This window comes from Caballeronia jiangsuensis, from assembly GCF_046030135.1.
Lineage (GTDB): Bacteria > Pseudomonadota > Gammaproteobacteria > Burkholderiales > Burkholderiaceae > Caballeronia > Caballeronia jiangsuensis.
The window spans coordinates 16,665-31,415 of the sequence record NZ_JAQQDB010000046.1 but is presented as its reverse complement, the minus strand read 5'-3'; the positions used below and the strand labels follow the sequence as shown (position 1 = coordinate 31,415).

Here is a 14,751-nt window from a genome sequence, read left to right as displayed (position 1 = left end):
TTGAATGGACGCGTTGACCGATCCGATCGACGGCGGCCACGACGCGACGCGCTGGTCCGCCGACGAGCTGACGACGCTGACCGTATGCGACCTTCTGGAGCGCCAGGCCGCGCGCACGCCCACGACCGCGGCGTTGCTGCACGGCGCGCGCCAGATGACCTACGCGGAACTGAACGTGCGCGCCAACCGGCTGGGCGATCTGCTCATGTCGCACGGGCTCGGGCCGGGGGACATCGTCGCGATCGCGCTGCCGCGTTCGTTCGACATGGTGCTGGCCATTCTCGGCGTGCTCAGGAGCGGCGCGGCCTATCTTCCGCTCGATCCCGCGTATCCGGCGGACCGGCTCGCCTTCATGTCGCGCGATGCGCGGCCGTCGTGCGTGCTGACTAACACGAGCCTCGCCGCCGAACTCGCCGAAATCGTGCGGGAGATTCCGATACTGCATATGGTCGATCTCCCCGCGAGCGATCATGCCGCGCGTGAGGAAACGGCGCATCGCACAGCCGCACGCCCGCTCGATGCCGCGTATGTCATCTATACGTCGGGCTCGACCGGCCGCCCGAAAGGTGTGGTCGGCCTGCACGCGGGCCTCGTCAATCGATTGTGCTGGGTGGCCGAAACGTACGCGTTCGCGCCCGGCGAAACGGTGCTCGCCAAAAGCTCGATGAGCTTCATCGATGGCGCGACCGAACTGCTCGCGCCGCTGATCGCCGGCGCCACGGTCGCGCTGACCGATGCGGACGTCGCCCGAGACCCGGCTCTGCTGGCGGCCGAAATTCCGCGTCTGGAAATCGGCCGCATCACGGTCGTTCCCAGCCTGCTCGCGGCGCTGCTCGATCAGCCCGATCACGTCGCGCTCAACCGCTGTCCACTCTGGATATGCAGCGGCGAAACGCTGCCGCCCGCGCTGGCGGAACGCTTTGCCGCCTGCGTGCCTGATGCCTGTCTCGTCAATTTCTACGGGTCGTCGGAAGCGAGCGGCGACAGCCTGCATGCGGTCGCCACCCCGGCGAATGGCGCGCCCGTCGGCCACGAGATCTGGAACACATCGGCTTATGTGCTCGATGAACGCCTGCAACCCTGCGTCGCGGGCGAAGCCGGCGAACTCTATCTCGCGGGCGCGGGACTGGCCCGAGGCTATCTCGGGCAACCCGGCCTCACGGCAGAGCGCTTTCTGGCCGATCCTCACGGTCCGTCCGGCTCGCGGATGTATCGCACCGGCGACCGGGCGCGTCGGCGCGACGACAACGAAATCGAATATCTCGGCCGCGCCGACAGGCAGGTCAAGATACGCGGCTTTCGCGTCGAGCCGGGCGAAATCGAGGCTGCGCTCTTCGCGCATCCGCATGTCGCGGCGGCGGCCGTCGTCTTGCAGGAGGATGCACCGGGCGAAGCACGGCTCGTCGCTTATGTCGTGCCCGCGGCCGGCTATGAAGAAGCCGCCGTGCGCGAGTCGCTGACGCGCCGGATGCCCGACTACATGCAGCCGTCGGCCTTCGTCGCGATGTCCGCGTTGCCGCTCCTTCCCAACGGCAAGCTCGATCGCGCCGCCTTGCCCAAAGCGATGCGTGACGGCGCTCGCGGTCCTTCCGGCAGAACGCCCGTCGAGATCGAACTTGCGCGCCTGTTCGCCGATGTGCTGCGGCTGGATGACGTCGGCATCCACGATGACTTCTTCGCATCGGGCGGCCATTCGCTGCTTGCCGCACAGCTCGCGAACCGGATACGCGCCGTATTGCAAGTCGATGCGAGTGTCAGCGATGTGTTCCGCGCGCCGACCGTCGAACGGCTTGCCGCGTTGCTCGAAGGCGGCGGCACGCGGCGGCTGCGCTTGTCGGCGGAGGCATCGCGCGAGCGCGCCTGCCTGTCGGCGGGACAGCAGGGATTATGGTTTCTGGCGCGGCTGGGCGATGGCGCGGCGGCGGCCGCCTACAACCTGCCCTACGCCTTCGAACTGTCCGGTCCGTGCGATGCGCACGCGCTGCGCCTCGCGCTTCACGACGTCGCCGCGCGGCACGACAGCCTGCGCACGCTCTTTCGTCATGCGGACGACGGCCCGTATCAGCATGTCCTGCGCGCGAGCGAACTCGATGATCTGCTCGCCGTGACGAACCTGACGCCCGCCGAACTCGATCGCCATATCGCTGACGAGACCGGCGCGCCCTTCGACCTCGAAAGCCGCATTCCCTTCAGGGCGCGCCTGCTGCGCTGCACGCAAGATCGCGCCGTACTGGTTTTCAGCTTTCACCACATCGCCTTCGATGGCGCGTCGCTCGCGCCGTTTCTGCGCGACGTATCGACGGCCTACGAAGCGCGGCGCGCCGGCATGCGACCGGACTTGCCGCCGCTGCCGGTGCAATACGCCGATTTCGCGGACTGGCAGCGCAAGCTGCTCGGCTCCGTCCACGAAACGGGCAGTCTCGCGCAGCGGCAGCTCGCCTACTGGCGCGGCATGCTGGCCGACCTTCCCGACGAATTGCCGCTGCCGCGCGTGCGCCCGCGGCCGGCCGACGCGCTGGGCCGCGCCGAACGCATCGCGTTCCGGATCGATCCGGGCCTGCATCGTCGCGCGGCGCACTTCGCCCAGGCTCATCACGCCACGCTCTTCATGGTGTTGCAGTGCGCGTTGGTCGCGGTGCTGCGGCGCTTCGGCGCGGGCACGGACGTGTTCATCGGCACGCCGGGCGAAAACCGCTTCGACGAGCAGCTCAAGGACCTCGTCGGCTACTTCGTGAACAGTCTGGTGCTGCGCGTCGATGCGAGCGGCAATCCGACGTTTCGCGAACTGCTCGCACGCGTGCGCGATGTCGATCTCGCCGCCTACGCCAATCAGGATGTGCCGTTTTCGAGCATCGTGGAGACGCTCAATCCCGAGCGCGGCGCCGCGCGTCATCCGCTGTTCCAGGTCGCGTTGAAGCTCGAATATGGCGATGATGCGCGGCTCTCGCTGCAAGGGCTGACGGCGACGCCGCGCGCCATCGGCAATGCGGCGGCCAAGTTCGATCTCGCGTTCGAGTTCATCGCCCACGGCGGCGGCGATGACGGTCACGGCGTCATCGAAGGCAGTCTCGAATTCGCCGCCGATTTGTTCGAGCCCGCCACCGCTCGCCGCATGACCGCCGCGTTTCAGGGCATGCTCGATCAGGCCATCGCCGATCCCGACGCGGGCATCGGGCGTCATGTCGTGCTCGCGCCCGAGGAACGCGCGGCGCTGCTCGGCTTCGGCGCGCCATCGCAGACGCGCCAGCGAGAAGCGCAGTCGATTCCGCAACGCTTCGCGCGGATCGTCGAGCGCCAGCCGCATGCCATCGCGCTGCGTTGCGGCGCGCACGCACTGACGTACCGGCAGCTCGACCGGATGTCGAACCGGCTCGCGCATCGGCTCGCGGCGCACGGGGTCGCGCTCGAAACACGCGTCGCCGTCGATATGGCGCGTTCGCTTGAGCTGATCGTCGCAACGCTCGCCATCGTGAAGGCCGGCGGATGCTATCTGCCGCTCTATCGCGGCCAGCCGCCTGAGCGCATAAGGCGCATGCTCGACGACACGCAAGCCGCGCTCGTGCTCCACGATACCGACACACACCCCGGCTACGGCGCCGCGGCAACGCTCCGCATCGATCCCGCGATGCTCGACGATGGCGACGACGGTCCCCTCGCCATCGACATCCCGCCGCAGTGCCTGATCAACGTCATGTACACGTCCGGCTCGTCCGGGCTGCCCAAAGGCATCGAGCTTACCCACAGGGGCATCGTCGATATGGCGATGGATCTGCTCGACCTTCCGCCGCAACGCGTGCTGTTCCAGTCGGCCTATGCGTTCGACGCCAGCAGCTACGAAATCTGGAGCGCGTTATTGCGCGGCGACGAACTCGCCGTGGCTTCGTGCGAGCAGTTGACGCCCGCCGATCTGCGCCGCGAAATCGCCGACCACGGCGCGAACAATCTTCTCCTGACGACGAGCCTTTTCAATCTGCTGGTCACCGAAGACCTGGAGTGTCTGAACGGCCTGCGCACGATCCTCACCGGCGGCGACACGGCCTCGGTCGCGAGCTTCCAGCGCGTCTTGCAACGCTTTCCGGAGATCACCCTCCTGAACTGCTACGGCCCGACCGAGACCAGCGTGTTCGTCACGAGCTTTCCGGCGACGCCCGACCGGCGGCTGCGGCATCCGGTTCCGATCGGCGCGCCGCGTGCGTCCGCGCAGATTCACGTGCTCGACGACTTCCTGAACCTTTGCCCGATCGGCGTGGCAGGCGATCTCTATATCGCGGGCGATGTCCTCGCGCGCGGGTATGTCGGGCAGACGGGCATCACGGCCGAGCGCTTCGTCGCCGATCCTCACGGACGGCCCGGCGCGCGCATGTACCGCACCGGCGATCTCGCGCGCTGGAACGAACAGGGCGAGCTGGAATTCGCCGGCCGCGCCGATCAGCAGGTGAAGGTGCGCGGACTGCGCGTCGAACCCGGCGAAATCGAAACCGCGCTGTCCGAGCAGCCCGCGATCCGCGCGTGCGCGGTGCTGGCGCAGCAGGACGGCGCGACGGGCAGCCGTCTCGTGGCCTATGTCGTCGCTGACGAGCATTACGACGAGCGGCATGTGCGCGCGGCGCTCCGGCAGCGCCTGCCCGACTATATGGTGCCGGTCGGCTTCGTGAGGCTCGACAGGCTTCCGATCACACGAAACGGCAAGCTCGACCGCAAGGCGCTGCCGGCCTATCAGGCGCGGACATCGGCGACGCGCCCGCCCGCGACGCCGCGCGAAGCCTCGCTGGCGAAGCTGTTCGCGGACGTGCTCGACATCGAATCCGTCGGTGCGGACGATGGCTTCTTCGCGCTGGGCGGCGACAGCATCCTGTCCATTCAGCTCGTCAGCCGTGCGCGCAAGGCGGGGCTCGTGCTGACGCCCGCGGATGTCTTCCGCGAAAAGACGCCGGCTGCGCTCGCTGTCGTCGCGCGCGATCTGAGCATCGAGCCGCAGTCCGCCGATGCAGCATGGCCGGACATGCTGGCCGCGTTGCGCGCCGATGTTCCCGATGCCGCAGACGTTCTCCCGCTCGCGCCGTTGCAGGAAGGGCTGTTCTTCCATGCCATGTTCGACGCGGCCGGTCCCGATCCGTACATCGTGCAACTGGTGCTGTCGTTCGAAGGCGACCTGAACCGCAACAGGCTGCATGCCGCGCTGAACAGGCTGATCGAACGGCACGAAGCGCTACGGGTCAGTTTTCATGCCGTCGATGGACGCACCGTGCAGGCGCTGCGCCGCGCCGTCGAAACGCGCTGGCGAGACATCGATCTAACCAACGCCACGAATCCGCACGACGCGCTCGCGGACTGGCTTCGGCGGGACCGCGAGCATCGCTTCGATCTGACTTCGGCGCCGTTGCTGCGCGCCGCCCTGCTGCGGCTGGGCCACGGTCATCATCGGCTGGTGCTGAGTCTTCATCATCTTCTGATCGATGGCTGGTCGATGCCTGTCATCGTGTCCGAGCTGATGCAGGCATACGCCGGCGAAGCGCTCGGCCATGCGCCGCCGTTGCGCGATCAGTTCCTCTGGCTGGCGAAGCAGGATCGCGAGTCCGCACGCAGCGCGTGGAAGGCCGCGCTCGACGGACTGGACGGACCGACGCGTCTCGTCGCCAACGCGGACCCCGGCGCGAACGCCGCGCGGCAGGAATCCGTCGCCGGGACGCTCGATGCGGATACGACGGCGCGTCTCGTTGACTGCGCGCGCCATCGCGGCCTGACGCTGGCGACCTTCGCACAGGGCGCGTGGGCGATCCTTCTCGGCCATTGGGCCGGGCGGCACGACGTCGTGTTCGGCGTCACGGCAGCGGGACGGCCCGCCGAGTTGCAGGACGTCGAGAAACGCGTTGGGCTTTTCATCAGCACGCTTCCGCTGCGCGCGACCCTGCACGCCGGCGAGACGGTCGCGCAGTTGCTCGAACGCATCCAGCGGGACCAGTCGGCGCTGCTGCCTCATCAGCACATCGGGTTGACCGAAGTGCAGGCGCTCGTCGGGCACGGCGAGCTGTTCGACACGCTGGTGGTCGTCGAAAACTATCCCGCCGCGCGCATGCAGAGCGAGATCGACGGCGTCGTGCTGACGGGGATGACGGTCAACGACACGACGCACTATCCGGTCAGCCTGATGGTCACGCCAGGACGCGAACTGGAGTTGCGGATCGATCATCGCGCGGATCAGATATCCGACCACGATGCGCGGCGGCTTCTCGCCACGCTCATGCAGATCCTGCAGTCGATGGCCGCGCAGCCGGACGGTCTCGTCGGACGCATCGACCTGCTTGCGCCCGGCGAACGCGACGAGATCGAGCGCTGGAACGCAACCGCGCGTCCCGTCGCACAGGACGATGTCGCGGCGCGCTTCAGCGCGCAGGCGGCGCGCACGCCGGACGCCATCGCGGTGACGCAGGGATCGGAACAACTGACGTACCGCGAGCTCGACACGCGCTCGAACGCGCTGGCTCATTGCCTCGTCGAGCACGGCATCGGGCCGGAGCGCATCGTCGCGCTGACCATGCACCGGACGCCCGACATGGTCGTCGCGATGCTCGGCGTGCTCAAGAGCGGCGGCGCCTATCTGCCGGTCGATCCGCATTATCCGCAGGGACGCATCGACGCGATGCTCGCCGATGCGCGGCCCGCGCGCACGCTTTCGGCGCTGCCGCCGCTCGCGGGCTGGCCCACAGGCGCGCTCGTGCGCGCCGTCGCGCCCGGTCATCCCGCGTATGTCGTCTATACATCGGGCTCCAGCGGCAAGCCGAAGGGCGTCGTGGTGACGCGCGCGGGCATCGCGAGTCTGGTCGGCGCGCAGGCCGAGCGCTTCGGCATCACGGAAGCATCGCGCGTATTGCAGTTCGCGTCGCTCTCGTTCGATGCCGCCGTCTCCGAAGTGCTCGTTACGCTGCTGCGCGGCGCGCGCCTCGTTCTCGCCGATCCGGCGTTGATGTCGGCGGAGCGCCTCGCCGGGCTGATCCGCGAGCAGGACATCACCTGCGTGACGCTGCCGCCCGCGCTGCTCGCCGTCATGGACCCCGCGACGATTCCCGCCGCGTGCACGATCGTCACCGCGGGCGAGGCGATCTCGCCCGACACGGCGGGACGCTGGTCGAACGGGCGGCGGCTCATCAACGCCTATGGACCGACGGAAGTCACCGTATGCGCGACGATGAGCGACGACCTCGCCGGCCCGCTCGCGCCGCCGATCGGACGTCCGGTGTGGAACAGCCAGGTGCATGTGCTCGACGCCTGCCTGCGATCGTGCGCGGCGGGCGTGACCGGCGAGATCTACGTCGCCGGCGCGGGACTGGCGCGCGGATACTTCGCGCGGCCCGACCTGACGGCCGAGCGCTTCGTCGCCAATCCGTTCGGCGCGGCGGGAACGCGGCTTTATCGCACGGGCGATCTGGGACGCTGGCGAGCCGATGGGCAACTCGATTATCTCGGCCGAGCCGATCAGCAGATCAAGTTGCGCGGCTTTCGCATCGAGCCGGGCGAAATCGAAGCCGTGCTGATGGAAGACGATGGCGTGCGATCCTGCGCCGTCGCCGTGCGCGAGCGGCAACTCGTCGCCTATGTCGTGCCGGCACCGACGTTCGATGCGCAATCGCTGCGCGCCGCCGTCGCGAGACGCCTGCCCGCGCACATGGCGCCGTCGGCGTTCGTGGTGCTCGACACGCTGCCGCTCACGCCCAACGGCAAGCTCGATCGCAAGGCGTTGCCCGCGCCATCGCGCGAGGTATCGGCGCGGCGCGTTCCGGCGACGGAACGGGAAGCCGTGATCGCGCGGCTCTTCGCCGAAGTGCTCGACCGCGAGGATGTGCAGGCGGACGACAGCTTCTTCGCGCTGGGCGGAGACAGCATTCTGTCGATCCGGTTCGTGAGCCGCGCGCGTGCGGCGGGCCTCGATCTGAGCCCGGCCGATGTGTTCCGGCACAAGACGCCGTCCGGCCTCGCGCAGATCGCTGGCGTTCTCTCCGATGCCGGGCGCGTTGCGGCATCGCCGCCAGAAGACGATGCGACCGGCCGCGTGCCCGCCACGCCCATCATGCGATGGCTGAGCGGGCGCGGCGGCGCGATCGGCGCATTCAGCCAGTCCATGCGGATAAGCCTGCCGGCCAACGCGCGCCACGCGACGCTCGTGCAGGCATTGCAGGCGGCAATCGCGCGGCATGCGTTGCTGCGGGCGCGTCTGATCGACGGAGAACTCGATGTAACCCCCGGCGACTCCGATGCGGCGACGCTGCTGCAACGGATCGATGCGCGCGACTGGACCAGCACCGATGTCGAGCGCGACGCCGCGCGTCAGCAACACGCGCTCGAACGATGGCTCGCTCCGCAGCAGGGCCGCGTGCTGCGGGCCGTCTGGTACGACCGGCGCGCGGCGGCGAGCATGCTCCTGCTCACGATCCATCATCTCGTCGTGGATGGCGTGTCATGGCGCATCCTGCTCGACGATCTCGCAGAGGCCTACGATCTCGCCGCGCGCGGCCAGCCGTGCGCACTGCCGCCGGTGCCGACGTCCTTTCACCGCTGGGCGCGCCATCTTCACGAGGATGCGCACGCCGCGCGGCGCGTCGCCGAACTCGATCGCTGGCGATGGATCGTCGCCGCCCCCGACTTGCCGCTCGCCGCGCGCCCGCTCGAACGCACCGACACGCTGGCGACGGCACGCCGCGTGAGCGCGCAGCTCGACGCCGCGACCACGGCGCGCCTGCTCGGCAGCGTTCCCGCGTTGTTTCGCGGCGGCGTGAACGACGTTCTGCTCGCGGGCTACGCGCTCGCCGTGGCCGGATGGCGCGGCGCGAGCGGTCCGGTCCTGCTCGATCTCGAAGGGCATGGCCGCGAGCCGGGCGACAGCGGTTTCGATCTGTCGCAGACGGTGGGCTGGTTCACGAGCCTTCATCCCGTGCGCATCGATATCGACAGCGTCGAAACCGGCGCGACGCCGCTTTCCGCGCTCGTGAAGCGGGTCAAGGAAGCGTTGCGGGCGCTGCCCGATAACGGCATCGGATATGGGCTGCTGCGCTATCTCAATGCGCGGACGGCCGCGCATCTGCAAGGCGCGCGCGCGCAACTGTCGTTCAACTATCTCGGCCGCTTCGGCGGTTCGGGCGGCGTCTGGTCGGCGGCAGGCGGCCTGTCGCTCGAAGGCGGCGACGATGCCGATGCGCCCTTGTCCCATGCCATCGCGCTGGATGCACAGGTCGTCGACGGCGACGACGGGCCGCAGCTGCACGCGCACTGGACCTTCGCGGGCGGCCTGTTCGACGAGACATCGATTCGCGAACTGGCCCGCCGCTGGTTCGACGCGCTGCGCGGGATGGCGCGGCTCGAATCCGGCGGGCTGACGCCATCGGATGTCGGCGGCGATTTCACGCAGGCGGAGATCGACGCGATCGAAACCGCGACGCCCGGCGCGCAGGACATCCTGCCGCTTCTGCCCTTGCAGGAAGGGCTGCTGTTCCATTCGCAATACGATGCGTCCGGCCCCGATCCCTACATCGCGCAAATTTCGCTGACCCTCGAAGGGCACGTCGATGCCGCGCGTCTTCGGGCCGCGGCCGACGCGCTGCTGGCGCGTCACGAAGCCTTGCGCGTGAGCATTCGCACCGTGAGCGGACGGCCGGTTCAGGTCGTCGCCGGTTCGGTGAACGTGCCGTGGCGTGCGGCGGATATTTCGGGCGCGCAAGATATCGCCGGGGCGCTGTCGGCCCTGCTCGCGTCGGAACGCGAAAGCCGCTTCGATCTCGAACGCGCGCCGCTCCTGCGCTTCGCGCTCGTCAAGACCGGTCCGCGACGCCATCGGCTCGTGATGAGCAACCATCATCTGCTGCTCGATGGCTGGTCGATGCCGGTCGTGGTGTCCGATCTGATGTCGCTGTATGCGGGCGATGCGCCGAAGGCCGCGTTTCCTTTGCGCGATCAGCACGCATGGCTGAAGCGCCAGGACAAGACGGCCGCGCGTGCCGCCTGGCGCGAAGCGCTGCGCGGACTGGACGGGCCGACACGGCTGACCCGGCCCGAACCGGGTTCGGATGCGCCGGACGCGCGCACGATCCGGATCGATCTGCCCGAGAGCCTGAGCGGCGCGCTCGTCACGCTGGCGCAACGCCACGAAGCGACGATGAGCACGATCCTGCAGGCCTCCTGGGCCGTGCTGCTCGCCCGGCTCACGGGACGCGGGGACATCGTGTTCGGCATCACGGTGTCGGGCCGTCCCGCCGAGTTGCAGGATATCGAGCGGCGCGTCGGCCTCTTCATCAATACGCTGCCGCTGCGCGTCGCGCTCGCTCCGGGCGAGCGCTGGCCCGAGCTGTTTCGGCGCATGCAGGCGGCGCAAGCGGACCTGTTGCCGCATCAGCATCTCGGCCTCACGGAAATCCTGGAGCAGTCCGGACACAACGAACTGTTCGACTCCCTGCTGATCGTCGAGAACTATCCGATGGATGCCCGCCGCCTGCACGGCGCGTCGGATGGGCTCGCGATCGCGGGCATCGACGGTTACGACGGCACGCACTATCCCGTGACGCTCGTGGCGATTCCGGGCGAACGCATGACGCTGCGTCTCGACTGCCGGATCAGCCAGTTCGATGCCGAGGCGGCGCACAAGTTGTTGAACCGGTTCGTGCGCGTGCTGGAGCACGTCGCGGCGGCGCCGGAAGAGGCGGTCATCGCCCGCGATCTGCTCGCGCCCGCCGAAGCCGAACGCATGAGCGCGTGGAATCGAACGACGCACGCCATCCCCGATGACGACGTCGCGGCGCAGTTTTCGCGGCAGGCGCGGCGCACGCCTGAGCTCGTCGCGATCGAACAGGGCGAAACGCGCTGGACGTACGCCGATCTCGACCGGCGTTCGGATGATTTCGCACATGCGCTGATCGCACGCGGCATCGGCCCCGACGATCTGGTCGCGCTGACCTTGCCGCGCACGCCCGACATCGTGGTGGCCATGCTCGGCGTCCTGAAGAGCGGCGCGGCCTTCCTTCCGATCGATCCTGCTTATCCGCAGACGCGCATCGCGGCCATGCTCGACGATGCACGACCCGCGCTCGTCGTCGATCGCTTGCCAGCGCATGACGGCGACGCGGTATTCGCCGCCATCGCGCCCGCTGCGCGCGCGGAGCATCTGGCCTATGTGATCTATACGTCCGGCTCGACCGGCACGCCCAAGGGCGTCGCGGTGCCGCGCGCCGGCCTCGTCAACCTGCTTGCGGCGATGCAGGATCGCATCGGCCTGAAATCCGGCGACCGCCTGCTCGCGGTGACGACGCTGGGCTTCGATATCGCGTGCCTCGAATTGCTCGGTCCGCTGCTCGCGGGCGCGACGATCGTGCTGGCCGCCTCCGACGACGTGAAGGATCCGCGCAGTCTCGCGCGCCTCGCCGCTGCATCGCGAGCGAACGTGATGCAGGCGACGCCGACGCTCTGGGACGCGCTGCTGCGCGAAATCGAAGACGGCCCGCAGCCCGCGTTCAGGCTTGCGCTGACCGGCGGCGAGGCGCTGTCCGCGCGTCTCGCGGAACGGCTGCGCGCCCATGCCCGCCGCGTGATCAATGTCTATGGACCGACCGAAACCACGATCTGGTCGACAGCGGCGGAGCTGGCGGCGGACCGGACGCGAAGCGGCATAGGACGGCCGGTCTGGAATACGCGCGTGCATGTGCTCGACCGCTGGCTGGGCCGCTGCCCGCCGGGGACGGCTGGCGATCTCTATATCGCCGGGCGGGGACTCGCGCGCGGATATAGCGGCAGGCCCGATCTGACCGGCGAGCGTTTCGTCGCCGATCCCTACGGCGTGCCGGGCGAGCGCATGTATCGAACGGGCGATCTGGCGCGCTGGTCCGCCGACGGCGAACTGGAATTCCTCGGCCGTTCCGATCATCAGGTCAAGATACGCGGCTTTCGCGTCGAGACCGGCGAAGCGGAAGCCGTGCTGCGCGCGCAGGAATCGGTGCGTGACTGCGCCGTTGCGCTGGTGGACGGGCAACTGGCCGCTTATGTCGTCGCCGGTGCGGACTACGACGAAGCCCGGGTGCGCGATGCACTCGCCCGCAACCTGCCCGACTTCATGGTGCCGGCCAGCTTCACGACGCTCGATCGTCTGCCCGTGACGCTCAACGGCAAGCTCGATCGCGCCGCGTTGCCAGCGCCCATGCACGCGCCGCGACGCTTTCTCGCCCCCCGCGACGCCCGCGAAGCGGAACTGGCGCGGCTCTTCGCCGAGACGCTGGAGCGCGAAGCCGTATCGATCGACGACAACTTCTTCGCGCTCGGCGGACATTCGCTGCGCGCGGCGCGGCTCGTCAACCGCATCCGCGATTCGCTCGGTGTGGATCCCGGCATTCGCGCGCTGTTCGAAGCGCCGACCGTCGCGCGCCTGGCCGCGCGGTTGCGGCATCGTCACGCGTCGGATGCGCTCGCGCCGCTGTTGCCGCTACAGCATGCGAGCGCCGCCGCGCCGCTCTTCTGCGTGCATCCCGGATACGGCCTGAGCTGGTGCTATGCGACGCTCATCCCGCATATCGGCGTCGATGTTCCGCTCTACGGGCTGCAATCCCCGATGCTGAGCGGCGAAGCGCCGCCGCCTTCGGTCGCCGGGCTCGCGGACCGGTATATCGCGCATATCCGCGCGATCCAGCCGCGCGGTCCGTATCGCCTGATGGGATGGTCGTTCGGCGGCCTCGTCGCGCACCGGATCGCGACGAGCCTCGAAGCGCTGGGCGAGACCGTCGCGCATGTCGTGCTGCTCGACAGCACGCTGCCCCAGAGTCCGCCGCACGACACGCTCGCGCCGGCCACGCATCTTGGCAATGTCCTCGCGATGATCGGCTATCCGGCGAGCGACACCGCGCCCGGCGCGCTGCGCTGGGACCGCGTGATGGACCATATGCGCGCCATCGAAAGCCCGCTCGCGCATGTGCCGCAGAGCGCGTTGCCGGCGCTGGTCGAAGTCACCGCGTGCCATGCGACGCTCGCCGCCGCGTTCCGGCCCGCGCCGCTCAGCGCGCCGATCATGTTCATGCGCGCCGCGGCGACGCCGTCGGGCGAAGCTTCGCTGCGTGCATGGCGCGCAAGCGCACGCGGCACGCTCGACATCATCGATGTGCCCTATGAACACGACCACATGATGCGGGCCGACGCGCTCGCCATCATCGGACCGATCATTCGTGATCTATTTGCCAATCGGGTGAGACACAGTGAATGAGCTATCGCGGCATCTGGCGGCGCGGCCGCTGACCGGTCGGGCATTCATCGACAGCCTGCAGGACGGACGCGAGGTCTTCTTCGACGGCGAGCGGATCGACGGCATCGCGACTCATCCGGCGTTCCGCAACAGCGCGCGCTCGCTGGCACGCCTATACGACGCGCTGCACGATCCCGCACAGCAGCCCGGCCTCACCTGCGCGACCGACACGGGCAACGGCGGCTTCACGCACTGCTACTTCCGGCACGCGCGCAACGCGGACGATCTCGTCGCGCAGCAGCAGGCCATCGCGGCATGGGCGCGGCTCACCTATGGCTGGATGGGACGCACGCCGGACTACAAGGCGTCGATCATGAACACGCTGAACGTGAACGCGGACTACTACGGGCCATTCGCCGGCAACGCCCGGCAATGGCACAAGCTCGCGCAGGAAACCGTGCCCTTCATGAATCATGCGCTCGCCAATCCGCCGATCGATCGCGCGCGGCCCGAGAAGGCGCAGGACGTCTACATCCATATCGACGAGGAAACCGACGGCGGCCTCGTCATCTCGGGCGCGAAGGTCGTCGCGACTTCCGCCGCGTTCACGCACTACACGTTTCTCAGCCATCACGCCGGCATCGCCAAAAGCGACAAGAGCCGCGCCGTCATGTTCTTCACGCCGATGAACGCGCCGGGGCTCAAGCTCATCTGCCGGAACTCGTACGAATATCAGGCGACGCAGGTGTCGAGTCCCTTCGATTCGCCGCTCAGTTCCCGCTTCGACGAGAACGATGCAATCCTGATTCTCGACCGCGTATTCGTGCCGTGGGAGAACGTGCTGAGTCACGGCACGGACGCCATGCCGCCGGATTTCCCGACCGCTTCTGGCTTCATGCACGGCACGAGCTTTCACGGCTGCACGCGATACGCGGTGAAGCTGGACTTTCTCACCGGGCTGCTCTCGAAAGCGCTGCACGTGACGAGCGGCGACGAGTTTCGCGGCAATCAGGTGATGCTCGGCGAGGTCATCGCGCTGCGCCACATGTTCTGGTCGCTCGCCAACACGATGGCGCGTCAGCCCGACCGCTGGATCGACGGCGCCGTGCTGCCGAATCTGCACGCCGCGCTGGCGTACCGCGCGCTGGCTCCGGATTCGTATGGGCGCATCAAGGAAATCGTCCACAAGATCGTGGCGTCCGCGCTGATCTATCTGCCCTCGTCCGCGCGCGACTTCGACAACCCGGACATCGACCGGTATCTGTCGCGCTACGTTCGCGGCTCCAACGGCATCGGGCATCGCGAACGCATCAAGCTGATGAAGCTCATGTGGGACGCGGTCGGCACCGAGTTCGCGGGGCGTCATGAGCTCTACGAACGCAATTACATGGGCAGCCACGAAGAAGTGAAAGTGCATCTGCAAGCGATGGCGTCGGCGGACGGCTCACTGAAACAGATGACGGATCTCGTCGATCAGTGCCTCGCCGACTATGACGAACACGGATGGGTGAATCCCGTCTGGAAAACGCCATGACCCGGAGAGCGAG

General features: G+C 68.4%; 2 protein-coding genes and 1 pseudogene. All 3 read left to right on the top strand.

Annotated elements, in window-relative coordinates:
* Positions 1-4: 4 nt before the first annotated feature.
* Positions 5-1,552: pseudogene (locus PQR08_RS38845) on the top strand (amino acid adenylation domain-containing protein); the annotation flags it as partial.
* A gap of 12 nt (positions 1,553-1,564) precedes the next feature.
* Entirely contained in the window at positions 1,565-13,225 is an 11,661-nt protein-coding gene (locus tag PQR08_RS32540) for a non-ribosomal peptide synthetase (protein ID WP_456264725.1), read from the top strand.
* Positions 13,218-14,738: a 4-hydroxyphenylacetate 3-hydroxylase N-terminal domain-containing protein gene (locus PQR08_RS32535; RefSeq protein ID WP_250487231.1), complete on the top strand. Its 1,521-nt coding sequence runs from the start codon at positions 13,218-13,220 to the stop codon at positions 14,736-14,738. Before PQR08_RS32540 ends, PQR08_RS32535 begins: the two co-directional genes overlap by 8 nt.
* Positions 14,739-14,751 lie beyond the last annotated feature (13 nt).

What these genes read in the sequence shown, in the direction of transcription:
- PQR08_RS32540 (WP_456264725.1), top strand. Translation starts at nt 1,565, where the DNA reads ATGCGTGACGGCGCTCGCGGTCCTTCCGGCAGAACGCCCGTCGAGATC.